The 22516-nt window shown below is 71.5% G+C and carries 22 protein-coding genes; 5 read left to right on the top strand and 17 right to left on the bottom strand.

Features of this window, described 5'->3' with window-relative positions:
- Nucleotides 1-233 precede the first annotated feature (233 nt).
- From ACLJOU_RS04035 to ACLJOU_RS04000, 8 genes are all read right to left on the bottom strand, one after another.
- A complete protein-coding gene (locus ACLJOU_RS04035; RefSeq protein WP_410563200.1) occupies nt 234-545 on the bottom strand; it encodes a hypothetical protein in 312 nt (103 codons plus the stop codon).
- Nucleotides 542-913 carry an Asp23/Gls24 family envelope stress response protein gene (locus ACLJOU_RS04030; protein WP_410563199.1) on the bottom strand — a complete coding sequence of 124 codons (372 nt, stop codon included), beginning with the start codon at nt 911-913 and terminating at the stop codon, nt 542-544. The genes ACLJOU_RS04035 and ACLJOU_RS04030 overlap by 4 nt, the downstream gene beginning before the upstream one ends.
- Nucleotides 910-1464, bottom strand: a complete 555-nt coding sequence (locus ACLJOU_RS04025; RefSeq protein WP_410563198.1) for an Asp23/Gls24 family envelope stress response protein — start codon at nt 1462-1464, stop codon at nt 910-912. The genes ACLJOU_RS04030 and ACLJOU_RS04025 overlap by 4 nt, the downstream gene beginning before the upstream one ends.
- Nucleotides 1455-2006 carry an RNA polymerase sigma factor gene (locus tag ACLJOU_RS04020; protein ID WP_410563196.1) on the bottom strand — a complete coding sequence of 184 codons (552 nt, stop codon included), beginning with the start codon at nt 2004-2006 and terminating at the stop codon, nt 1455-1457. Before ACLJOU_RS04020 ends, ACLJOU_RS04025 begins: the two co-directional genes overlap by 10 nt.
- A gap of 105 nt (nt 2007-2111) precedes the next feature.
- Nucleotides 2112-2675 carry an orotate phosphoribosyltransferase gene (gene pyrE, locus ACLJOU_RS04015; RefSeq protein ID WP_410563194.1) on the bottom strand — a complete coding sequence of 188 codons (564 nt, stop codon included), beginning with the start codon at nt 2673-2675 and terminating at the stop codon, nt 2112-2114.
- A 27-nt stretch (nt 2676-2702) separates the two neighbouring features.
- Nucleotides 2703-5150: an FtsX-like permease family protein gene (locus tag ACLJOU_RS04010; protein WP_410563193.1), complete on the bottom strand. Its 2448-nt coding sequence runs from the start codon at nt 5148-5150 to the stop codon at nt 2703-2705.
- A complete protein-coding gene (locus ACLJOU_RS04005; RefSeq protein WP_410563191.1) occupies nt 5150-5905 on the bottom strand; it encodes an ABC transporter ATP-binding protein in 756 nt (251 codons plus the stop codon). The genes ACLJOU_RS04010 and ACLJOU_RS04005 overlap by 1 nt, the downstream gene beginning before the upstream one ends.
- Nucleotides 5906-6014: 109 nt before the next feature.
- Nucleotides 6015-6782: an SDR family NAD(P)-dependent oxidoreductase gene (locus ACLJOU_RS04000; protein WP_410563190.1), complete on the bottom strand. Its 768-nt coding sequence runs from the start codon at nt 6780-6782 to the stop codon at nt 6015-6017.
- A 69-nt stretch (nt 6783-6851) separates the two neighbouring features.
- Here ACLJOU_RS04000 and ACLJOU_RS03995 point away from each other — a divergent pair, with 69 nt between their 5' ends.
- Nucleotides 6852-7793 (top strand): hypothetical protein, encoded by a 942-nt coding sequence (locus ACLJOU_RS03995; protein WP_410563189.1) that lies wholly within the window; start codon nt 6852-6854, stop codon nt 7791-7793.
- On the opposite strand, the gene ACLJOU_RS03990 is transcribed toward ACLJOU_RS03995, so the two are convergent.
- From ACLJOU_RS03990 to ACLJOU_RS03975, 4 genes are all read right to left on the bottom strand, one after another.
- Nucleotides 7790-8557 (bottom strand): hypothetical protein, encoded by a 768-nt coding sequence (locus ACLJOU_RS03990; protein ID WP_410563187.1) that lies wholly within the window; start codon nt 8555-8557, stop codon nt 7790-7792. The genes ACLJOU_RS03995 and ACLJOU_RS03990 overlap by 4 nt on opposite strands.
- Nucleotides 8558-8723: 166 nt before the next feature.
- Nucleotides 8724-11318: an ATP-dependent chaperone ClpB gene (gene clpB, locus ACLJOU_RS03985; protein WP_410563185.1), complete on the bottom strand. Its 2595-nt coding sequence runs from the start codon at nt 11316-11318 to the stop codon at nt 8724-8726.
- A gap of 95 nt (nt 11319-11413) precedes the next feature.
- Nucleotides 11414-12601 (bottom strand): MFS transporter, encoded by a 1188-nt coding sequence (locus tag ACLJOU_RS03980; RefSeq protein WP_410563183.1) that lies wholly within the window; start codon nt 12599-12601, stop codon nt 11414-11416.
- 100 nt (nt 12602-12701) lie between these two features.
- Entirely contained in the window at nt 12702-13193 is a 492-nt protein-coding gene (locus tag ACLJOU_RS03975; RefSeq protein WP_410564710.1) for a MarR family winged helix-turn-helix transcriptional regulator, read from the bottom strand.
- Between the two features lie 266 nt (nt 13194-13459).
- Between ACLJOU_RS03975 and ACLJOU_RS03970 the strand changes: the two genes are divergently transcribed.
- The 4 genes from ACLJOU_RS03970 (at nt 13460) to ACLJOU_RS03955 (ending at nt 17617) form a co-directional block, all read left to right on the top strand.
- Nucleotides 13460-14635: a globin domain-containing protein gene (locus ACLJOU_RS03970; protein ID WP_410563182.1), complete on the top strand. Its 1176-nt coding sequence runs from the start codon at nt 13460-13462 to the stop codon at nt 14633-14635.
- A 340-nt stretch (nt 14636-14975) separates the two neighbouring features.
- Nucleotides 14976-16079 carry a globin domain-containing protein gene (locus tag ACLJOU_RS03965; RefSeq protein ID WP_410564709.1) on the top strand — a complete coding sequence of 368 codons (1104 nt, stop codon included), beginning with the start codon at nt 14976-14978 and terminating at the stop codon, nt 16077-16079.
- A 240-nt stretch (nt 16080-16319) separates the two neighbouring features.
- Nucleotides 16320-17081, top strand: a complete 762-nt coding sequence (locus tag ACLJOU_RS03960; protein WP_410563180.1) for a lytic polysaccharide monooxygenase — start codon at nt 16320-16322, stop codon at nt 17079-17081.
- On the top strand, nt 17078-17617 hold the full coding sequence (locus tag ACLJOU_RS03955; RefSeq protein WP_410563179.1) for a DUF305 domain-containing protein: 540 nt from the start codon (nt 17078-17080) through the stop codon (nt 17615-17617). The genes ACLJOU_RS03960 and ACLJOU_RS03955 overlap by 4 nt, the downstream gene beginning before the upstream one ends.
- A gap of 205 nt (nt 17618-17822) precedes the next feature.
- Here ACLJOU_RS03955 and ACLJOU_RS03950 read toward each other — a convergent pair whose 3' ends face one another.
- From ACLJOU_RS03950 to ACLJOU_RS03930, 5 genes are all read right to left on the bottom strand, one after another.
- The gene (locus tag ACLJOU_RS03950; RefSeq protein ID WP_191315887.1) at nt 17823-18248 is read right to left on the bottom strand and encodes a heat shock protein transcriptional repressor HspR; all 426 of its coding nucleotides are present in this window, start codon (nt 18246-18248) and stop codon (nt 17823-17825) included.
- Between the two features lie 5 nt (nt 18249-18253).
- Nucleotides 18254-19426, bottom strand: a complete 1173-nt coding sequence (dnaJ, locus tag ACLJOU_RS03945; RefSeq protein ID WP_410563178.1) for a molecular chaperone DnaJ — start codon at nt 19424-19426, stop codon at nt 18254-18256.
- Nucleotides 19427-19456: 30 nt separating this feature from the next.
- A complete protein-coding gene (gene grpE, locus ACLJOU_RS03940; protein WP_410563176.1) occupies nt 19457-20164 on the bottom strand; it encodes a nucleotide exchange factor GrpE in 708 nt (235 codons plus the stop codon).
- On the bottom strand, nt 20161-22041 hold the full coding sequence (dnaK, locus tag ACLJOU_RS03935) for a molecular chaperone DnaK (protein WP_410563174.1): 1881 nt from the start codon (nt 22039-22041) through the stop codon (nt 20161-20163). The genes grpE and dnaK overlap by 4 nt, the downstream gene beginning before the upstream one ends.
- 227 nt (nt 22042-22268) lie before the next feature.
- Nucleotides 22269-22502, bottom strand: a complete 234-nt coding sequence (locus ACLJOU_RS03930) for a hypothetical protein (protein ID WP_410563172.1) — start codon at nt 22500-22502, stop codon at nt 22269-22271.
- Nucleotides 22503-22516: the final 14 nt, after the last annotated feature.

Raw genomic sequence — 22516 nt, 5'->3', positions numbered from 1 at the left:
GCTCCTCCATGCCCCGACGGTACGCCCGGCCCGCGGTCCCGGCAGCCGGATTTCACCCGAGGCGATCACCGGCCGCCGGCTCGTCGTCCCCGGCGATGTGGATGTCGATCTCGGCGGCGGGACGGCCCGGGGCGCCGAGCGCCATCCGCGACCGCATCCCGGGCGGCTGGATGTCCTGCGGAACAAGGCTTTGCGCCCTGTTCGCAGCTATGGACGCCAAGGACGGGACGCCGTCACTGTGACGCGGGTCTCGCGAACGCCGCGCCGTCGAGGTCGGTGACCACCAGGCTCAGCCGCGCGTTCTCCCACGCCGTGCCCGCCAGTACCGGGCGCACGGCGGCGGCCGCCCGGTCCAGCAACGGCGGGATCGGCAGCCGGGTCGCGATCAGGCGGATCCGGACGACGTCCGGGCTCAGCTCCACCGCCATGCCGTCCCAGTCCACCGGCAGCCACGAGGTTTCCGGGGCGGCCGGGGTCGCCGGGCGCAGGCCGTCCACCGTCGAGAGAGCGCCGACGATCTTCTCGACGGCTTCGCCGGCGGTCACCGGGGTTCCGGCTCGATGTCCATGATGGACACCGAAACTTCGTCGACGACCAGGCCGGTCTGCTCGGCCACGAACCGCGTCACCGCGCGCTGGACCGCCCGGCCCACCGCGGCGGCCTGGTCGGCCGCCGCCGTGACGAGGTCGATGTGGACGCTGACCCGGCCGTCCGCGGTCCGGACCCGGACGCCGTCGGCCGGAGCCGGGTCGAGACCCTTCCACCACTGACGGGCCGCCCGCGTCCACGCCGTCACCAGGCCGCGCAGGCCCGGCTCGAGCCGCACCACCCCCGGCGTGGCGATCGCCGCCCGCGCCGCCACGCTGGCGATCACCGGGTCGGCGATGACGTAGTCGGCGCTGTCCACGCTCATCCCCCCGGCTCCCCGTAAACGTCGTCCACAAACACGTCGAGCTTCACCAGCGTCAGGCCCACCCGGGCCGCGGCCGCCGCCGTCACCCGCTCCCGCACCTTCGCCAGCGCCTCGCCGCCGGCGACGAGGCGCTGGCTCACCGCGACGGTGAGGTCCACCTCGATCCCGCCGTCGACGGTCCGCACCCGGCAGCGCCGCGCCCGGACGCCGTCGACGGTGTCGGCCGCGTACCGCAGCACCGCCGCCACGGCCTGCTCGCTCACCTCGACGAATCCGGGTTCCGGTGTCGGCAGCGGCACCATCGAGCCCCGCCGCACCTCGGCGCGCACCGCCGACATGATCCGCGCGAACAGGTCCGGCGACGGCGCTTCCTCCTCGGCGGCCAGCTCCGAAGTGGCTTCCCGCAACGCCAGCAGGCTCTCGCGCGCGGCCCGGCAGTGCGGGCAGGTCAGTTCGTGTTCGTCGGCCAGCCCGGCGCCGACCGCGTCGAGCCGCTCCCACACCTGCTCGACATCGCGCTCGCAGGGCAGCTCGTACTCCGTCATCGCCATGGCTTCATCACCTCCGCCAGCTGGGCCCGGGCGCGCGCGATCCGGCCGCGGACCGCGGTCGCGTTCACGCCGACGATTTCGCCGATCTCTCCGTAGGACCGGCCGTGCACTTCGCGCAGCAGCCAGCACGCCCGCTGCTCGGGCGTCAGCTGCGCCAGCGCCGCGTTCAACGCCGTCAACTGGCCGCTCACCTGGGCGGCCCGCTCCGGCTGCAGGTCGGTCCGCGGCGACTCGGCCGTGTCGAGGTCGACGTCGGCCTGAGGCCGCCTCGCGCGGATCGCGTTCAGGCAGCGGTTCGTCGTGGCCCGGTAGAGCCAGCCGACGAACGCGGCGTCCTCGCCGAGCTGGCCGAGCTTGCGCCAGGCGTTGAGGAACACCTCCTGCACGACGTCCTCGGCGTCGCCGCGGTGGGCGAGCATCTTGACGGCGAGCCGGAACATCGGCCCCTGGTAGCGGAGCACGAGCTGCTCGTACGCCCGGACGTCGCCGTCGCGCGCCCGGCCGACGAGGGTCACGTCGTCCAGCGGCGTAGTCGTCGTCACGGCACCTCCTTACGGGGAGGACACCGGCGGGCGGAAATCGTCACGCACCGATTCTGGGTGACGGCGGTCACCGGGGCGAATCCACGAGATCCGCCCCGGTGGTGGTCAGTCCAGGCCCAGGTCGTCCTTGCCGAGGACGTACCGGTACTCCAGACCTTCCTTCTCGATCGCCTCGCGCGCCCCGGTGTCGCGGTCGACGACCGTCGCGACGCCCACGACGTCCGCGCCCGCTTCGCGCAGCGCCTCGACCGCCGTCAGCACGCTGCCGCCCGTCGTGGACGTGTCCTCGACGGCCAGGACGCGCTGGCCGCGGACCTCCATGCCCTCGATGCGCCGCTGCATGCCGTGCTCCTTGACGGCCTTCCGGACCACGAACGCGTCCAGCACGACCCCGTCGTTGGCCGCCGAGTGCAGCATCGCCAGTGCGACCGGGTCGGCGCCGAGGGTCAGGCCGCCGGCCGCCACGTAGTCCCAGTCCGCCGTGAGCTGGCGCAGGAGCTTGCCGATCAGCGGCGCGGCCGCGTGGTGCAGGGTCGCCCGCCGGAGGTCGATGTAGTAGTCGGCTTCCTTGCCGGAGGCCAGGGTCACTTTTCCGTGCACCACGGAAAGATCGGTGACCAGCCTGGCCAGTTCGAGTTTCGCCGCTTGATCCAACCCGGGGTTCGCCACGGCCGTGAGTCTTACACACGGCCGGGCTCACTCACCGACGGATGTGGCGTCGACCGCACGCCCGCGCGTCGCGGCCCAGGCCGGGACCAGGATCGCCAGGAGCGAGAGCACCACGGCGATGGCGAGCACGGCGAGGTAGATCGTCACCGGGCCCGACGGCAGCAGCGATCCGGTGACCACCAGGCAGAACGGCACGATCGCGCCCGCCGCGGTCAGCGTCCCCAGCAGCACCGCGATGGTCGCGATCAGGCCGCCTTCGACGCCGGCCATGCGCAGCACCTGGCCGCGGGTGAAGCCGCTCAGCCGCTGGACCCCGAACTCGCGGCGCCGCCGCGCGGTCGCCGTCACCAGCGTGTTCACCACGGAGATGATCGTGTAGGCGAGGATCATCCCGACGAGCAGGTAGTTGACCCAGGCGCCGACTTCATTGCCCTTGGCGTGCGCCGCGATGAGCGCCTCCCGGTCACCGACGGACACCGGCAGCCCGGCGGTCGCCTCGCGGAGGCGGGCGGTCAGCGTCGCCGGGTCGACGCCGGGTGCGGCGCGGACCAGCAGCTGCGGGGCGAGCCCGAGCGTCGTGTGCGGGGCCAGCAGGCCGGCGGGCAGCACGAGCCGTTCGAACCCGGGGCGCTGGGCGACGATCGCGGTCACGCGGACGTCCACCGGCGTGCCGTCGCCGAGCTTGAGCGACAGCGTGTCGCCGACGTGGTGGCCGAGCGTCGCCGGCACCTCGACGACGTTTCCGGTCAGCTCGCTGACACCCAGCGCGGGCCGTCCGTCGTCGTTCTGGCCCGAGTCGAACGGCTTCTCGACGAACACCGTGCTGGTCACGTACTCCGACGCGCCGGCGACGCCCGGCACCGCGCGCACCCGGTCCAGGACCGCCGGGTCGAGCCCGCCCGGCGCGCCCACGACGGCGTCCGCGCGCAGGTCCTCGGTGAAGGCCTGGTTCGACGCCGCTTCCTGGGTCGTCTGCAGGTAGATGTTGGCGGTCGCGATGCCGACCGCGAGCATGATCGGGGTGACCGCGCCGGCCGCCCGCACCGCGCCGACGCGGGTGTTGCGCAGCGCGACCCGGCCGTTGACGCCGGTCAGCGCCTCCACCGGCCAGCGCAGCAGCGTCGCCATCAGCTTCGTCACGCCGGGGCTGATCGCCGCGAGGCCGAACGCCCACAGCATCACCGCCGGGCCGGCCGTGCTGGCCGCGACCGGCCCGGTCATCACGGCGACCGTCACGATCGCCAGCGCCGTCCCGCCGCCGAAGCAGAGGATCGCGGTGATCAGCCGGATCGGCGTGAGCCAGCGCCGCTCGACGGCGGCTTCGGCGAGCGCCTCGGTCGGGCGCACCCGGGAAGCGCGGCGCCCGGCCACGAAGGAAGCGGCGAGGACCGCCAGCAGCGACGCGCCCGCGGCGACCGTCGCCGGGACCCAGCCCTGCTCGAACCGCAGGACGTCGGGCACGACGTGGTGGGTCGTGAGCTGCCCGAACAGCCAGTTGCCGAGCACCGGGCCGAGCACCACCGCCGCGCCGACGGCGAGCAGCCCGACGACGAACGCCTCGCCGAGCACCATCCGCCGCAGCTGGCGCGGGGTCGTGCCGACCGCGCGCAGCAGCGCGAGTTCGCGCTGGCGCTGCTGCGTCGACAGCGTGAGCGTGCCGGCCACGACGAACACCATGACCAGCGCCGACAGCCCACCGGACACGGCGGCGAGCACGATCAGGTTCTCGCCGCTCTTGCCGGTCTCGGGGAACTCCAGGGCACCGCGGTCGATGCCGGTCGTCACCACCCCGGCGTCCCCGACCGCCGCCGACACCGCGGCGACGTCGCCGCCGAAGACCCCGATGGTGTCGAAGCGGCCCGGGTGCCCGGAGAGCTTCTCGGCGTCCGAAGGCGCGAAGAACAGCGCGGAGTCCCGCATGACCTGCGGCGCCTCGGCGATCCCGGAGACCCGGTACTGGCCGACGCGGCCGTGCGCGGCGACCGGCAGGGTGTCCCCGACGGCGAGCCCGAGCCCGGCGTCGACGACGACTTCGCCCGGCTTCGGGGCCTCACCCTTCAGCGTGTACGGCGTCAGGACGGCGGAGTCCCAGGCGTGGCCGAGCACGCTTCCGGCGCCGACCTGCGCGGGGAAGGTGACCTCGCCGACCACGTTCGTCACGCCCGGGACCGCGCGCAGGCGGTCCGCGAGCGCCGCGTCCAGCCGGACGCGCTCGGGCAGGGTCGCGGTCTCGGACTTGTGCTTGTCCTCGGGACCGAGGGTCGCCGGGTCTTCGCGCGGCTGCTCGAAGGTCTGCTGCCCGCCGACGACGATCGGCGCCGCGGCCAGCCGCTGCACCGGCGTCTCGGAGCGGATGCCGGTCTCCATCAGGCCACCGCACGCCGAGACGACGAGCGCGCCGAAGAACACGGCGACGAACGTCGCCAGGAAGCCGCCCTTGCGCAGGCGGAGGGTTCGCAGTGCGAGCTTCAGCATCAGGCCGCCACCCGGCCCCATTCGCCCAGGTGGGTCATCCGCTCGGCGACGGCTTCCGCGGTCGGCCGGGCCAGCCGCCCGGCGATCCGGCCGTCGGCCAGGAACACGACCTCGTCGGCGTAGGACGCGGCGACCGGGTCGTGCGTCACCATGATCACCGTCTGGCCCGACGAGCGGACGGAGCCGCGCAGCAGGCCGAGGACCTCGGCGGCGGTGCGCGTGTCGAGGGCGCCGGTCGGCTCGTCGGCGAAGAGCACGGCGGGGTGGGTGACCAGGGCGCGGGCGATCGCGACGCGCTGCTGCTGGCCGCCGGACAGCTGGCCGGGCAGGTGCTTGCGGCGTCCGTCGAGCCCGACGTGCGCGAGGATCCGTTCCACCAGCCGCTTGTCCGCGCGCTTGCCGGCCAGTTGCAGCGGCAGCACGACGTTCTGCTCGACCGTCAGCGCCGGGAGCAGGTTGAACGCCTGGAAGACGAAGCCGACGCGGTCGCGCCGCAGCTTCGTCAGGTAGGTCTCGTTCTTGCCGTCGAGGTCCTGGCCGTCGAGCACGACCCGGCCGGACGTGGGCCGGTCGAGGCCGGCCGCGCAGTGCAGGAAGGTGCTCTTGCCGGACCCGGACGGGCCCATCACCGCGGTGAAGCCGCCGCGCGGGAACGCGATCGAAACCCCGTCCAGCGCGACCACACCGTCGCCGTACTCCTTGCGCACGGCCTCCAGCCGGACCGCGTCGGCTGCCTCGTGCCACCCAGTTGTCATGGGGAAAACGCTATTGAGCCGGCCCCCGGACCACCCTGGTGCGCACGCGCGTCTTCGGGGTAGGGACAGCCCTACCGGGGCACCTACACGGGAAAGTGCCCCGGCGGCGTCAGGTGCGGCCCTTGCCGCCGAAGCCGCCGCCGATCCGGCGCAGCACCGCGCGCGGCAGCAGGCCGCCGAGCGCGACGACGGCCTTGTACTGCAGGCTCGGCACGGAGATCACCTTGCCGCGGCGCAGGTCCGCGAGCGCCTCGTTGACCACCTGTTCGACACCCAACCAGGCGATTTTCGGGCCCGGTTTCCCGATGCCGGCCCGGTCGTGGAACTCGGTCGCCGTGAAGCCGGGGCAGAGGGCCATCATCCGCACGCCCTTCGGCAGCGACGCGGCGATCCCTTCGGTGAAGGACGTGACCCAGTTCTTGCTGGCCGTGTACGTCGAGCCGCGGCCGCTGAAGAAGCCGGCCACGCTGCTGACCTGGATGATTTCGCCGTGGCCGCGCTCGATCATGCCGGGCAGCACGGCCCGGGTGAGCCGCAGCACCGCGGTGACGTTGACGTCGAGCTGGCGCTGCAGCGCGTCCGGCGGGATGGTCCAGAAGTCGCCGTTCAGCCCGAAGCCGGCGTTGTTGACCAGGAGGTCGACCGGGCCGGCGGCGAGCCGCTCTTCGACCGCCGCTCGCCCGTCCACTTCGGACAAGTCCGCGGGCAGCACCTCGACCGCCACCCCGTGCTTTTCCCGCAGCTCAGCGGCGTAGGCCTCGAGCCGAGCAGCGTCCCTGGCCACGAGCACCAGATCGTGTTTTTGGGCGGCGAGGGTGCGCGCGAACTGGGCGCCGATCCCCGCGGTGGCGCCGGTGATGAGGGTGGTGGTGGTCATGTGGGTGAACATACTCGCTGGTCACGGGCGGACGTGCGTTCGATTCGGCGGGGAAGTATCGTCCGCCGCATGGGTAAGCACAGCAGGCGCAAAAGCGGCTACCTGCCCAAAGTCGCCGTGGGCGCGGCGCCCGTCGCGCTGCTCTTCGCGGCTCCCGCCACGGCGCTGGCGACCCCGCTCCCGACCCCGGCCGAGGTGACCCTCCCGCTCGACCACCGCGACTACGGCACGTTCGGGCGTGACGTCTCGACGTCCGGCGAGGACGGCTCGTCGGTGGTGCGCGAGACCGTGAGCGCGACGCGCCACGACTTCCTCGCGAAGGACATCGCCGGCGCGGTGCTCACCAGCGACTTCGCGGAGTGGGCGACGGCCCACCGCGAAGAGGGCCAGACGGAGACGTCGGCCGCGTCGCGGGAGATCGACTCGCTCGGCCGCAGCGGCCGGCACACCCTGCGCCTCGGCGAGGTCCGCGCGGTGACGGCGAACAACCAGCGTCTCGGCCAGGGCGCGGACCGCAACCTGGCGGTCTCGCCGCTCGGCGGCTACACCGAGCGCCGGGCCGGTCTCGGCGAAGGCACGAGCCACGGGGTCTGGCTGCCCGAGGGCGTCGACGTGCTGAGCCAGAACGACGAGCAGCTCGACACGGGCCTGTACGGCATCTTCGCCGGGGACCTCCAGGGCGCGCTGTCGGCGCGCCGGTCATCCGGCCAGGCGGTCGACCTGGGCCGCCTGGGCGGAGTCGGCGCGACGTCCGAGCACTACGCCACCGGCCGGCTCGCCGGCGTCCTCGACCTGGGACAGGAGCACGAAGCAGGCGGCCAGCTGGGCCCGGGCTGGGGCTTGGCGGGAACGAGTCAGTCCCTCGGCCCGGCGGGCCCGGCGGGCTCGATCCGCGGCGACCTCGGTGTGGATCGCGTGGTCCACGCCGAAGGCGGCGTGACCTCGGTACGCGGCCGGCTCGGCCGGTCGGCGTCCCTGAGCGCGCTCGACCACCCGCTGCTCGGCTTCTAGTTCTCGCTCGGCTTCGGTTCCGCGTCCGCGGGCGGCTGCTGGACCGGCGTCCCCGCCGCCGGGGCGGCCGGCGCCGTGGCTTCGGACGGCACCGGGGCGCTCGCCTGGTGGCGGCCGGCGTCGTAGTCCTCGTCGAACGGGTCGACGATGTCCGCGATCTCGCCCAGGTCGCGCAGCAGGCGCTCGAGCCGGGACGGTCCCGCGGTCGGGACCACGCTGGCCAGCACCCACTCGTTCTCCAGCCAGGCCACGCCGACGTCGCCGCCGAGCTGGTCCGCCGCGTCGACGAGCTCCTGCGTGATCACCACGCGGGCGCCCTCCGCGTCGTCGGCGAACGCGTACCGCGCGCCGATCGGGCCGAGCATTTCGGGCATGTCCGCGCGCTGGAACGGGACGCTGGACAGCCACATCTCGATCGGGATGCGGTGCTTCTTGTTGCAGCGCACCGCGACCACGACCGCGGGAATCTGGCCCTCGGTCTCGATGTCGAAGATGAACACCGGGCGGCGGCCGTCGGAGGTGAAGGTCGAGCCCGCGACGACGTTCACGGCGGCGTCCGCGCCGAAGTAGCCGATGGCGCCGTTCGACCACTGCTGCGGCAGGCGCTCGTCCTCCTCGACGAACTGCCAGCCGCGCAACTGTGCCCAGCGCATTCGCTCGCGGTTGCGCGAGCCCTCCTTCGCCCGGTCGGCCGCGAGCAGCCCCAGCCCCGCCACCAGGGCGACGGCCGCGATGACGAACCAGATCCACGCCGGAATACCCACGACGGCCAGGGTATCGCCTGTTACGCCGGAGGGATGATCGCCGGTCCCCGTGTCGCCGGGCCCATTCGGAGCATTTTCCGGCGCCGGCGGGTCGACAAATCGCCACGAGCCACTGTGGACAGCCGTGAAGGCCACCTCCTCCGGGGGAGGTGGCCTTCACGAACGGTCAGACGCGGGTGACGGTCAGCGAGTCACCGGCTTCGAGTTCCGGGCTGTCGACGCGCACGGTGTCGCCGTCCCGGACCTCGCCCGAGAGCAGCGCCTTCGCCAGCTTGTCGCCGATCGCCGACTGGACCAGCCGCCGCAGCGGGCGGGCGCCGTAGATCGGGTCGAAGCCGTTGAGCGCAAGCCACTCGCGGGCGCCGTCGGTGACGTCCAGGTGCAGCCGCCGCTGGGCCAGCCGCTTGGCCAGCCGGGCGACCTGGATGTCCACAATGGACGTCAGCTGCTCGGTGCCGAGCGAGTGGAACACGACGATGTCGTCGAGCCGGTTGAGGAACTCCGGCTTGAACTGCCGCTGCACCACGTCCAGGACCGCGTCCCGCCGCTGCCGCTCGTCGAGGCCCGGGTCGGCGATGGCCTGCGAACCGAGGTTCGAGGTCAGGATCAGGATGGTGTTCCGGAAGTCCACCGTCCGGCCCTGCCCGTCGGTCAGCCGCCCGTCGTCGAGGACCTGCAGGAGCACGTCGAAGACGTCCGGGTGGGCCTTCTCGACCTCGTCCAGCAGCACCACCGAGTACGGGCGGCGCCGCACGGCTTCGGTCAGCTGGCCGCCCTGGTCGTAGCCGACGTACCCCGGCGGGGCACCGACCAGGCGCGCCACCGAGTGCTTCTCGGCGTACTCGCTCATGTCGATGCGCTGCATCGCGCGCTCGTCGTCGAACAGGAACTCGGCCAGCGCCTTCGCCAGCTCGGTCTTGCCGACGCCGGTCGGGCCGAGGAACAGGAACGAACCGGTCGGCCGGTCGGGGTCGGCGACGCCGGCCCGGCTGCGGCGGACGGCGTCCGCGACGACCTGCACGGCCTCGGCCTGCCCGATGACCCGCCGGGTCAGCTCCTCCTCCATCCGGAGCAGCTTGCCCGTCTCGCCCTCCAGCAGCCGGCCCGCCGGGATGCCGGTCCACGCGCTCACGACGTCGGCGACGTCGTCCGCGCCGACCTCCTCCTTGAGCATGACGTTCTGCTGGCTGGCCTCGCTCGCCGCGGTGGCCGCTTCGAACTCCTTCTCCAGGGCGGGGATCCGGCCGTAGCGCAGCTCGGCGGCCTTGCCCAGGTCACCGTCGCGCTCGGCGCGCTCCGACTCACCGCGCAGCTGCTCGAGCTGCTCCTTGAGCTCGCGGACGCGCTCGATCGAGCCCTTCTCGTTCTGCCAGCGTGCGGTCAGGGCCGTCAGCGTCTCGCGCTTCTCGGCCAGCTCGGCTCGCAGGTTGTTGAGACGCTCCTTCGAAGCGGCGTCGCTCTCCTTCGCGAGCGCCATCTCCTCGATCTCGAGCCGGCGCACGGCCCGCTCGACCTCGTCGATCTCCACCGGCCGCGAGTCGATCTCCATGCGCAGCTTCGACGCGGCCTCGTCGACCAGGTCGATGGCCTTGTCCGGCAGGAAGCGCGCGGTGATGTAGCGGTCGGACAGCGTCGCGGCGGCGACCAGCGCGGCGTCCGTGATCCGGACACCGTGGTGCACCTCGTAGCGCTCCTTCAGCCCGCGCAGGATCGCGATGGTGTCCTCCGGCGACGGCTCGCCGACGAGCACCTGCTGGAAGCGCCGCTCCAGGGCGGCGTCCTTCTCGATGTGCTGGCGGTACTCGTCGAGGGTGGTCGCGCCGACCATCCGCAGCTCGCCGCGGGCGAGCATCGGCTTGATCATGTTGCCCGCGTCCATCGCGCCCTCGCCGGTGGCACCGGCGCCGACGATCGTGTGCAGCTCGTCGATGAAGGTGATGACCTCGCCCGCGGAGTCGGTGATCTCCTTGAGCACGGCCTTCAGCCGCTCTTCGAACTCGCCGCGGTACTTCGCGCCGGCCACCATCGACCCGAGGTCGAGGGCGACGACGCGCTTGCCGCGCAGCGACTCGGGCACGTCCCCGGCGACGATGCGCTGGGCCAGGCCCTCGACGATGGCCGTCTTGCCGACGCCCGGCTCGCCGATCAGGACCGGGTTGTTCTTCGTGCGCCGCGACAGCACCTGCACGACGCGGCGGATCTCGGTGTCCCGCCCGATGACCGGGTCGAGCTCGCCGGCGCGGGCGCGCTCGGTGAGGTCGACGCCGTACTTCTCGAGCGCCTTGAACGTGCTCTCGGGGTCCGCGCTGGTGATCCGGGCCGAGCCGCGGACCTTGGCGAACGCCTCCTGCAGCGCGTCCGGCGTCGCGCCGTGGCGCTTGAGCAGGTCGGCGACCTGCCCGCCCTCGGTCGCGAGCCCGACGAGCAGGTGCTCGGTCGAGACGTACTCGTCGCCCAGTTCGGTGGCGAGCTTTTGGGCGCGCGTCAGCGACTTGACCGCGTAGGTGTCGAACTGCGGGCTCGACACGGTGGCGCCGGTCGCGGACGGCAGCGCCGCGATGAGCGGCTCGAGCTCCTTGTGCACCACCTCCGGGTCGGCCCCGACCGCGGTCAGCAGCGGTGCGGTCAGCCCCTCACCCTGCGCCAGCAGGGCGCCCAGCAGGTGGGGCGCCGACACGTGCGGATTGCCGGCCATGGTGGCCGCCTGCGCCGCGGACGAGATCGCCTGCTGGGTCTTCGTGGTCGGGTTGAAAGCGTCCATCCCTCACCTCATGCTCGGTACTGCGAAGTCCTGGTGACAGGTCTGACCGAGACCCGTCACCATCCCTAACGCACGAAAACTTGAGTCTGTTCCGCTCAACTCTGCCCGGGTGCGACCGCGCTCGCCGGCAACCGCGAGCCGAGGGTGCCCAGCCCGGCCACGGCGACGCCCGCGCACACCCCCACCAGCACCCAGGGTAACCAGTCGGCGACCGAGAACAACGCGACCACGGCCGGCGCGATCACCTGCGCCACGGTGAACGCGTACTGGTAGGCAGCCAGATAACGGCCGCGGGCCACCGGAGGTGCCGCGGCTTCGGCGAGCGCCCCCGATCGGGGGCCGAACACCAGGTCGCCGGCGGCGAACACCAGCGTCGAACCGAGCAGGTAGGCCACCTGCCAGCCGTCGGGCACGAGCAGCACGCCCAGGCTGACCAGGCACCACGCGGAGAACAGCGCCGAACCGACGCGCATCGCCGCGATCCGCGTCAGCCGGGCGGTGAGCCGCAGCGCGAGCGTGCCGCCGACGCTGGTCAGCACGGTCAGCAACGCGAGGATCGCGCCCGGGAGCCAGGCGGGCCCGTGCAGCCGGTCGAGCACGAACACCGGCGTGCCGATCAGGAAGAAGTCCAGCGAAAGCCCGAAGAGCCCGCTGAAGAGGATCAGGGCGAGGTACGGCCGGTCGCGTAGCACCCGGACCGACCGTTCGCGCACGGGCGGGTGCGGCGGCACGAGGCGGACGAAGAAGACGAGGATCGCCGCGGCCACGAAGAACGTCAGGGCGTCCGCGACGAGCGCGATGCGGTACCCGGCGTTCCCCAGGCAGGTCAGGAGCGCCCCCGCCGCCAGGCCGCCCAGCCCGAAGCAGGCGGCCCGCACCATCCCCGCTTCGGCGAACGGCCGGTCCTTCGGGCCGTCGCCCGCGACGTCGGCGATGAGCACGAACAAGGAGCTGTAGAACAGCTGCTGCCCGGCGGAGAGCAGGACGGCGGCGGCCACCACCGCGCCTGCGCCCCCGGCGAGCAGGTACGCCGCGGCGCCCGCGGCTTGCAGCAGCTGGGCGCCGACGACCACGGTGCGTGGCCCGACGCGGTCGACGAGCCGGCCCGCGAGCGGCGGCACGACGAGCCCGCCGACGGCGCCGAGGGTGACGGCGGTGCCGGCCACGGCCAGCGGCACCCCGAGCACCTGCGTCACGTAGACCAGCCCCAACGGGAGGAACAGACCTGAGCCGAAGTTGTCGATCCCCAGCGCGCACAGCAGTGCGACCCGGTCACGCGTCACCCCACCGACGTTAACCCCGGCGAATGCCGCGAAGTCAGGACCGAACGGACACTTTCCGCAGGGCGAAGGGACACTTCGGGTGTGCCTTCGCGCTCCGGTGTCACTTGTTCGTGTCAGCCAGGCAGGCGTCGCTGCCCAGGGCGCGGCGGAGCGCGGTGTTCATCTCCGCGAGCCGCGCGGTGAGGTCGGTGACGCGCTCGTCGTCCCAATCGCCGAGCGCCTTCTCCATGAACTCGATGTAGTTGGCGCGCCAGCGGGCGAGCTCGGCCCGGCCCTTCTCGGACACGCTGACCAGGGACGCCCGGCCGTCTTCGGGCGCGGGACGGCGGTCGACCAGGCCGGCCGCGGAAAGCTGGGTGATCTGCCTGCTGACGACCGAGAGGTCGACGAACCGGCGTTTGGCCAGTTCGGACGGCCGCGTCTCGCCGTTCTTCGCCAGGTCGGACAGCAGCATCGCGGCCGCCGGGTGCAGCCCCGGTTCGCTCTGCCAGGCCTGCATGATCCAGGCGTGCTGGAGCTGGGAAGCGGTCTTCAGCTCGCGCATGAGCTCGACGCGGACGTCGTCGTCGGTGTTGTCGAAGTCCGTGGACATCTCAGACACTTCTGACACCTCCCTTAGTTGTGCCATACAAGTATATGATCGGACGCTTGCTCGCGACAACCATCTCGCCGGTGAGGTCCCCCACGCCTGACCGGGCCGAATACACCCGGTCGGAGCAACAATGCGGGCAAAAGGGCGCTCGCCGGATACCCTGCGGACGGGCGGTGCGTGCAGCGCCTTCCAGTGACGTTGAGTGACGAGGTGGCAGCAGTGGCGAAGGACCCCGGAGGCGGTCCCCGACCCGTGAACAACCTCCCATGACAGCCGATTCCGTCAGCCCGCTCCCCAGGTCGTCGGCCCCGCGTGAAGCCCCCGCGGCCGTGACCGCGATGGTCCGGCTCATCCGGGACAGCTGGGCCAGGTCCGAGCCGTACATCGCGGAGATCTCGCAGTTCTTCTACGGGATGCTGTTCACCCTCGCCCCGACCACGCGTGACTTCTTCCCGATCAACATGGAGATCCAGCGCGGCAGGCTGGTGCGCGCGCTGGTGCACATCGTGCAGATGGTCGACCGGCCCGACGACCTGGCGCCGTTCCTGCGCCAGCTCGGCCGCGACCACCGCAAGTTCGGCGTGGTGCCACGGCACTACGAAGCCGTCGGGACCGCCCTGCTGGCGGCGCTCAAGAACCACCTGGGCCCGGCGTGGACCCCCGAGGTCGAACGGGCGTGGGCGGAGGCGTTCACCATCGCCGCGCGCGCCATGCAGGACGCCGCCGCGGCGGACACGAACCCGCCGTCGTGGTCGGCCACCGTGGTCGAGCACCGGCGGCTGACCTGGGACCTCGCCCTGGTGCGGCTGGTGCCCGACCAGCCGGTGCCGTACCACCCGGGCCAGTACGTGAGCGTCGAAGTCCCGCAGCGGCCGCGGCTCTGGCGGTACCTCTCGCCGGCGAACGCACCGCGCGAGGACGGCGGCATCGAGTTCCACGTCCGGGCGATCGACGGCGGCTGGGTGTCCCGCGCCATCGTCAGCCACACCCAGCCCGGGGACGTCTGGCGGCTCGGGCCGCCGCTGGGCCGGATGACGGTCGACCGCGAAACGTCGCGGGGCGTGCTGATGGTCGCCGGCGGCACGGGTGTCGCGCCGCTGCGGGCGATCCTCGACCACCTCGCGCTGTGGGGCGAGAACCCGAAGACCCGCCTGTTCTACGGGGGCCCGGCGCGCGAAGACCTGTACGACCTCGAAGAGCTGCGCGCGCTCGCCGCGACGAACCCCTGGCTGACCGTGACGCCGGTGGTGGAGCGCGGCGGCGACGTTCCCGGGTTCGAGCAGGGGACGCTGGCCGAGGCCGTCACGCGGTACGGCTCCTGGCCCGGCCACGACATCCTCGTGTCCGGCTCGCCGGCGATGATCCGCGCGACGGTGTCGCGGATGCTGGTCGCGGGCAGCGCGCTGGACCAGATCCAGTACGACCCGTTCACGATCGACTAGCGCACCGGTCGCTCCGGCGGCGCCTTTTGTTACGTCCGAAGAATCAGTAACGGGTAACGGATCAATCCGCGGCGTGATCATTTTTACGCTATGCCAGGCGGGGTTGACCGCACGTGGCCGAATTGCTCCGTTCGAGCGGGAACGCGCGGAATCACGCGCATCTGCACGGGAATTCGCCTACAGTCGGGAACCCTCGGGGGCGGCACCGCCACAGTGACGCCGCACGCACGGCGCGAAAGCATTGCCCGACTGGAGAATACCGTTCCCGATGAGTGCTGAATCCGTGAAGATCTCCACCGTGCCCGAGACGCTTCCCGTTTCGGCCGTGGCAGGTCGAGAGATGGCCCGGTTGATTCGTGCGAGTTTTGCGGAGGTCGAACCGAAAGCAGACGAACTGGCACAGTACTTCTACGGCGCGTTGTTCGTGGTCGCCCCCGATTGCCGGGATCTGTTCCCGGTCACCATGACGACGCAGCGGAGCAGGCTGCTGCGCGCGCTGGTGTACGTGGTGCAAATGGTCGACCGGCCCGACGAGCTGGTCACGTTCCTGGGGCAACTGGGCCGCGACCACCGGAAGTTCGCCGTCGTTTCCCGCCACTACGACGCCGTCGGCGTCGCCTTGATCGCCGCGCTGAAACGGTTCCTCAAGGAGAAATGGACCACCGAAGTCGAATCCGCGTGGACGTCGGCCTACGGGCTCATCGCCAAGACGATGCGCGAGGCCGCCCAGGCGGAGACGGGACCGGCGGCGTGGTCGGCGACCGTGCTCGAGCACCGGAAGCTCGGCCGTGACGTCGCACTGGTGAAGGTGCGCACCGAAGGCCTGCTGCCCTACCGCGCCGGCGGGTACGTCAGCGTGGAAGTGCCGCAGCGGCCCCGGTTCTGGCGGTACCTGTCCCCGGCGAACGCGCCGCGCGGCGACGGGCAGCTCACCTTCCACGTGCGCGCGGTGCCCGGCGGCTGGGTCAGCGGGAGCATCGTCAGCCACACCAAGCCGGGGGACGTCTGGCGGCTCGGGCCGTCGATGGGCGTGCTGAACGTGCGTCCGACCTCGGCGAAACGGCGGCTGCTGATGATCGGCGGCGGCACCGGGATCACGCCGCTGCTGGCGATCCTCGACGACCTCTCGCGCTGGAAGCGGAACCCGCCCGTGCACCTGTTCTTCGGGGGCAAGCGGCCGGAAGACCTGTACGCCCTGGAAGAGCTGCGCCGGCTGGCCGCGACGTCGAAGTGGCTGACGGTCACCCCGGTCACCGAGGAGGGCGCACTGGCCGGCGGCGACCGCGGGACGCTCGCCCACGCCGTCACGCAGCGCGGCTCGTGGCAGAACCACGACGTCCTCGTTTCCGGCTCCCCGCCGATGATCCAGGCGACCGTCGCCAAGTTGCTGGCCAAGGGAATCGAGCTGAACCGGATCTCCTACGACCCGTTCACCCTGGACTGAGACCTGTCCGGAATGCGCGGCGTCACGCGTGGCGCCGGGTGACCGCATTCTTCGGCGGACACCTGCAGCAGCCGGCCCGACCTTCGCACTGAGCCGAGTGGAGCAGCGGATTCGTCGAACGGCGGTAGTTCGTTGACCGTTGTGCCCGAATCGACTTATGGTCTAGACCACATCTCCCCCGGATGTGCTCGTTCGTCCTTCCTGGCGGAACGACGCTGTTCCCCTTCGAGGAGCCGGAAAATGACCTGGAAACGAAAGCTCTTCGCGGCCGCGTCCGGTGCGTTGCTCGCCCCGGTGCTGGTCGTCGCCCTCCCCGCCACCAGCGCGAGTGCCCACGGTTACGTCTCGGATCCGCCCAGCCGGCAGGCCAACTGCGCGGCCGGGAAGGTCCCCAACTGCGGGCAGATCGTCTACGAACCGCAGAGCGTGGAAGGCCCGAAGGGGCTGCGCAGCTGCAACGCCGGCCTGTCCCAGTTCGCCGAACTGGCCGACGAATCGAAGCCGTGGCCCGCGAAGTCGGTGGGCACCACGGTGACGTTCAACTGGGTCTTCACCGCCCGGCACTCGACGTCGAGCTACGAGTACTACGTCGGCAACACGCGCGTCGCGGTGTTCAACGGCAACAACCAGCAGCCGCCGTCGACGCTGTCGCACACGGTGAACCTGGCCGGGTACTCGGGCCGGATCAAGGTGCTGGCCATCTGGAACATCTCGGACACGGCCAACGCGTTCTACAGCTGCATCGACCTGCAGGTGGGCGGGGGCGGCACCACGACCCCGCCGCCGCCGACCACCACCACGCCGCCGCCCCCGACCACGACGACCCCGCCGCCGCCCACCACGACCACCCCGCCGTCCAGCGGGACGTGGTCGGCGGGCACGGCGTACAAGGCGGGCGATGTCGTGACGTACAGCGGCGTGAGCTACCGCTGCCTCCAGCCGCACACGGCGATCGCCGGCTGGGAGCCGCCGAACACCCCGGCGCTGTGGCAGCGTCAGTGAGAGTGGTCCTGGTCGTCGTCGCGCTGCTGCTGACCGGATGCGGCAGCGGCGCGACGTCGGCCGCCCCGCAGTACAACGCGGCCGACGTGATGTTCCTGCAGATGCTGATCCCCCAGAACGAGCAGGGGATCGAGATCGTCCGCCTGGCAGCGGGCCGCCCGGTGCCGGCGTCGCTGAAAGAACTGGCGAAGGCGATCGAGCTGACGCAGCAGACGGAGGTCGCGGACATGCGGCGCTGGCTCCACGACTGGGACCAGCCCGAGACGATGGACATGAACCCCCAGGCCCACGCGGGCCACGGCGGCATGAAGATGACCTCGCCGGACCTGGTGGGCGCGTTGCGGGCGGTCCCGGACGGCGAGTTCACCCGGCGGTTCCTGGACGTCCTGACGGGACAGCAGCAGGGAGCGGTCGAGCTGGCCCGGACGGAGAACGGACCGGCAGGCGGGGTCAACGCCCAGGCGCGCGACCTCGCTCGGCGCGTGATCGAGTCCCGGACGGGCGAGGTCAAGCAGTTGCTGAACACGAAGACGTGATCCCGCGGCGCGACCGCGAGCAGCCGGGGAGGGACTGCTCGCGCGCGAAGGGCCTCCCCGGTCACCCGGGGAGGCCCTTACTTCGCTCGGTCGTTACCGGCGCTGGTCGTCAACGGCGCTGGTCGTCAACGGCGCTGGTCGTCAACGGCGCTGGTCGTCAACGGCGCTGGTCGTCAACGGCGCTGGTCGTCAACGGCGCTGGTCGTCAACGGCGCTTGGGGCGCCAGACCACCATCGCGGTTTGCTGGTTGAGCGGCACCAGGTCCCGGCGGTAGGACGCGTGCGCCGCCGCGGCCGCCTGCTCCGCCGCCATGTAGGCCGCGGTCAGTTCCTCCGTCAGCTCGGTGATCCGGGCCCGGAGCGCGTCGACCTGGTTCTCCAGCTCGATGATGCGCTTGATGCCCGCGAGGTTCACGCCGTCCTCTTGCGACAGACGCTGGACCTCGCGCAGCAGCGCGATGTCCCGCATCGAGTAGCGCCGGCCGCCGCCGGGGGTGCGGCCCGGTGAAACCAGGCCCTGCCGGTCGTACGTGCGCAACGTCTGCGCGTGCATCCCGGCCAGCTGGGCCGCCACCGAGATGACGAACACCGGGGTTTCCTCGTCCCCTTCCTGGGGAATCCCGCCGAACACCACTCTCACCTACCTTGCAGCAGCTCGGTGATCTCGGGCCGGGGGTCGTGCCCGGCCATCGCCTCGGCGTACGCCTGCAGTGCTTCGCGCGCCTTGTCGTCCAGTTTGGCGGGAATCGCCGCCTGGAGGGTGACGAGCAGGTCACCTTGCGAACCGTCGCGCTTGGCGATGCCCTTGCCGCGCACGCGCAGCACCCGTCCGCTCGCGGTGCCCGGCGGTACCTTGAGCGAGACCTTGCCTTCCAGCGTCGGCACCGTGACGGTGGTGCCGAGCGCCAGCTCCGTGAAGTCCACCGGCACGGTGATCGTCAGGTCGAGCCCCTTGCGCCCGAACAGCGCGTGCGGAGCCACGTGGACCCGGACGTACAGGTCACCCGCCTGCGCCCCGCCCCGGCCCGGCTCGCCCTGGCCGGCCAGCCGGATGCGCTGGTCGTCGTCGACGCCCGGCGGGATCCGGACGGTCAGCGTGCGGGTCCGCGTGCTGATGCCTTCGCCGCCGCACTCCGGGCACGGGTCGTCGATGATCTGCCCGCGGCCGCGGCAGTCGCGGCACGGCTCCGAGAACGCGAACGCGCCCTGGCTGCGGCTGACCAGCCCCGAACCGGAGCAGGTCGGGCAGGTCCGCGGCGACGTCCCCGGCCGCGCGCCGTTGCCGCCGCACGTCGCACACGTCGCCGGGCTCGACAGCCGCAGCGGCAGGGTCGCGCCCTTGACCGCCTCGGTGAAGTCGATCCGGACGTCCGTCTCGACGTCGGCGCCGCGCTGCGGCCGGTTCGCCGTCGCGCCCGCCGACGACCGGCCGCGGCCGAAGATCCCGCCGAGGATGTCGCCGAGCCCGCCGAAACCGCCCTGCTGACCGGCGCCGGCCTGGCCGAAGATGTCGCCCATGTCGAAGCTGCCGGTGCCACTTCCGCTTCCCGGGAAGTTGAACCCGCCCGCACCGCCGAACAGCCGCCGTGCCTCGTCGTACTCCTTGCGCTTGCTCGCGTCGGAGAGCACGCCGTACGCCTCGGAGACCGCCTTGAACTTCTGCTCCGCCTGCGCGTTGCCGGCGTTCGCGTCCGGGTGGTTCTCCTTGGCCAGCTTCCGGTAGGCCTTCTTGATTTCGTCCGCGGTGGCGTCGGAGGAGACGCCCAGCTCACGGTAGAAGTCCTTACCGATCCATTCCCGTGCGCTCATCGGGCGTCTCCTCCTCCCACTTGGTTCCTCTTACTGCTGCTGTTCATCGACTCCGCCGTCGAGTGGCAGCTCGCCACCGACGGACGGGTCCCCCGGGGCCGCACCGGGCTCGTGGTCGGTCACGCCGACCAGCGCCGCCCGCAGTACGCGGTCCCCGAAGCGGTATCCGCGGCGCATGACCACGGTGACCGTCGGGCCCGCCACGTCCGGCGAGGTGTTGTGCTGCACGGCTTCGTGCACGCTCGGGTCGAAGGGCTCGCCCTCGGTGCCGAACGACTCCAGGCCCGCGCGCTGCAGGCCGCTGATCAGCTTGTCGCCGACGGCCTTGAACGCGCCGGTGAGGTCGCCGTGCTGCTCGGCCCGCTCGAGGTCGTCGAGCAGCGGCAGCAGGTCGTTCACCACGGTCGCCTTCGCGCCGATCACGACCGCCTCGCGGTCACGCTCGACCCGCTTGCGGTAGTTGGCGTACTCGGCCTGCAGGCGCTGGAGGTCGGCGGTGCGCTCCGACAGTTCCTTCTCCACGTCGGAGACGACCGACACCGCGTCGTCCATGATCGTGTCGCCGAGCGAGGGGCCCGCATGCTCCACGGGCGCCTCCTCCGGCTCCGGCGCCGCGTGGGCCGGACCGGGCGGGCGAACCTGCCCGGTCTGGGGGTCCACCCGACGTCGGTCCCGCACGACCACCGGCTCCTCGGGGCCTCGGCCCTGGTTCTCGGATTCGTCGTAGCTGTGGGTCACTTCTTCTCGTCCTCTTCGACGATTTCGGCGTCCACCACGTCATCCGCCTTGGCCTGGCCGCCGGCCGCACCGGCGTCCCCGGTCGCACCCGCACCCGCACCCGCGCCGCCCGCGGCACCGGCCGCGGCGTCGGCGTTCGCGTTGGCGTACAGGGCGGTGCCCAGTTCCTGCGAAGCGGTGTTCAGCTTCTCGATCGCCTCGCGGATCTTGGTCGAGTCCGTGCCCTTCAGCGACTCGTTGGCCTCGTCGATCGCGGACTTGACCTTGGCCTTGAGGTCCTCGGGCAGCTTGTCGTCGTTGTCCTTGACGAACTTCTCGGTCTGGTAGACCAGCGTCTCCGCCTGGTTGCGGGTTTCCGCTTCCTCGCGGCGCTTCTTGTCTTCCTCGGCGTGGGCCTCGGCGTCCTTGACCATGCGCTCGATGTCGTCCTTCGGCAGCGCGGAGCCACCGGTGATCGTCATCGACTGTTCCTTGTTCGTGCCCAGGTCCTTCGCGGTCACGTGCACGATGCCGTTGGCGTCGATGTCGAAGGTGACCTCGATCTGCGGCACGCCACGCGGGGCCGGCGGGAGACCGGTCAGCTCGAACATGCCGAGCTTCTTGTTGTGCGCGGCGATCTCGCGCTCACCCTGGAACACCTGGATCTGCACCGACGGCTGGTTGTCGTCCGCGGTGGAGAAGATCTCCGAGCGCTTGGTCGGGATCGTGGTGTTGCGCTCGATGAGCTTGGTGAAGACGCCACCCTTGGTCTCGATGCCGAGCGACAGCGGCGTGACGTCCAGCAGCAGGACGTCCTTGACCTCGCCCTTCAGCACACCGGCCTGCAGGGCGGCGCCGACCGCGACGACCTCGTCCGGGTTCACGCCCTTGTTCGGCTCGCGGCCGCCGGTCAGCTCCTTGACCAGGTCCGACACGGCCGGCATGCGGGTGGAACCACCGACGAGCACGACGTGGTCGATGTCGCCGACGGCGATGCCCGCGTCCCGGATGACGTTGTTGAACGGGTTCCGGGTGCGCTCGAGCAGGTCCGCGGTGATCTTCTGGAACTCGGCGCGCGAGAGCGTCTCGTCGAGGAACAGCGGGTTCTTATCCGCGTCCACGGTGATGTACGGCAGGTTGATGCTGGCCGAGTTCGAGCTGGACAGCTCGATCTTCGCCTTCTCCGCCGCCTCGCGGATGCGCTGCAGCGCCATCTTGTCCTTGGTCAGGTCGATGCCGTTCGTGGCCTTGAACTTGTCGACCAGCCACTTGACGATGCGCTCGTCCCAGTCGTCACCACCGAGGTGGTTGTCACCGGAGGTGGCGCGGACCTCGACGACGCCCTCGCCGATCTCCAGCAGCGAGACGTCGAAGGTGCCACCACCGAGGTCGAAGACCAGGATGGTCTGCTCCTTCTCGTCCTTGTCCAGGCCGTACGCCAGCGCGGCGGCGGTCGGCTCGTTGACGATGCGGAGCACGTTGAGGCCGGCGATCTGGCCGGCTTCCTTGGTGGCCTGCCGCTGGGCGTCCTCGAAGTACGCCGGGACGGTGATGACCGCGTCGGTGATCGTCTCACCCAGGTACGCCTCGGCGTCGCGCTTCAGCTTCATCAGCACGCGCGCGCTGATTTCCTGGGAGGTGTAGTTCTTCCCGTCGATCTCGGTCTTCCAGTCGGTGCCGATGTGCCGCTTCACGGACCGGATCGTCCGGTCGACGTTCGTGACGGCCTGATTCTTCGCCGGCTGGCCGGTCAGCACTTCGCCGTTCTTGGCGAAGGCGACGATCGAAGGGGTGGTCCGGGAGCCTTCCGAGTTGGCGATGACCGTCGGCTCGCCGCCCTCAAGGACGGCGACGACCGAGTTGGTCGTGCCGAGGTCGATGCCGACCGCTCGCGCCATGGTGCTTCCTCCTGTGTACGGCTGCTATGTTCGTGACCTGCAGGTTCGTTCCCGCCTTGAGCGAGGCCCTGTCAAGTTCTATCCGGCCTTCGCGCACTCCGTCAAGCCGGACTTGAGTCGACTGCGCTCAACCTCTGTACCCAGCCTAACGAGGGGATCCGGGTTCTTGTTCCCGGGTCCGCCGATCGATCCGGCGCTGATGGGGTGTGACGCCGCTCACCTGCGCTTCAGGAGCGGCGGCCGGTCCAGGAAGAGAAGAAGAAATCCGGAGTTCCCGGCTGCGCGACGACTTCCGCCGACGTACCCACCCAGGAAGTCACGCGGTAGTGGGAATCCACGGCGACGGGTACCCCCTGCGCCGGGCTCTCCGCCGGTTCCCCCCGCGTGAAACCCACGGCCCCGAACATCGCGACCGCCCCCAGCAGCGCGGCCACCAGCACGCGCCGTTCGATCCTGCCCATCGGAAATGCCCCCG

Origin of the sequence: Amycolatopsis sp. cmx-4-61 (assembly GCF_046548775.1) — a bacterium.
Classification (GTDB): Bacteria; Actinomycetota; Actinomycetes; order Mycobacteriales; family Pseudonocardiaceae; genus Amycolatopsis.
Note: the sequence above shows the minus strand (reverse complement) of the source record. Positions and strands in the feature narration are given on the sequence as shown.

Coding starts and splice junctions, on each gene's coding strand:
- ACLJOU_RS04030 (WP_410563199.1), bottom strand. CDS start 913: ATGAGCGTGGACAGCGCCGACTACGTCATCGCCGACCCGGTGATCGCC.
- ACLJOU_RS04025 (WP_410563198.1), bottom strand. CDS start 1,464: ATGGCGATGACGGAGTACGAGCTGCCCTGCGAGCGCGATGTCGAGCAG.
- ACLJOU_RS04010 (WP_410563193.1), bottom strand. CDS start 5,150: ATGCTGAAGCTCGCACTGCGAACCCTCCGCCTGCGCAAGGGCGGCTTC.
- ACLJOU_RS04005 (WP_410563191.1), bottom strand. CDS start 5,905: ATGACAACTGGGTGGCACGAGGCAGCCGACGCGGTCCGGCTGGAGGCC.
- ACLJOU_RS04000 (WP_410563190.1), bottom strand. CDS start 6,782: ATGACCACCACCACCCTCATCACCGGCGCCACCGCGGGGATCGGCGCC.
- ACLJOU_RS03995 (WP_410563189.1), top strand. CDS start 6,852: ATGGGTAAGCACAGCAGGCGCAAAAGCGGCTACCTGCCCAAAGTCGCC.
- clpB (WP_410563185.1), bottom strand. CDS start 11,318: ATGGACGCTTTCAACCCGACCACGAAGACCCAGCAGGCGATCTCGTCC.
- ACLJOU_RS03975 (WP_410564710.1), bottom strand. CDS start 13,193: ATGTCCACGGACTTCGACAACACCGACGACGACGTCCGCGTCGAGCTC.
- ACLJOU_RS03970 (WP_410563182.1), top strand. CDS start 13,460: ATGACAGCCGATTCCGTCAGCCCGCTCCCCAGGTCGTCGGCCCCGCGT.
- ACLJOU_RS03965 (WP_410564709.1), top strand. CDS start 14,976: ATGGCCCGGTTGATTCGTGCGAGTTTTGCGGAGGTCGAACCGAAAGCA.
- ACLJOU_RS03960 (WP_410563180.1), top strand. CDS start 16,320: ATGACCTGGAAACGAAAGCTCTTCGCGGCCGCGTCCGGTGCGTTGCTC.
- dnaJ (WP_410563178.1), bottom strand. CDS start 19,426: ATGAGCGCACGGGAATGGATCGGTAAGGACTTCTACCGTGAGCTGGGC.
- dnaK (WP_410563174.1), bottom strand. CDS start 22,041: ATGGCGCGAGCGGTCGGCATCGACCTCGGCACGACCAACTCGGTCGTC.
- ACLJOU_RS03930 (WP_410563172.1), bottom strand. CDS start 22,502: ATGGGCAGGATCGAACGGCGCGTGCTGGTGGCCGCGCTGCTGGGGGCG.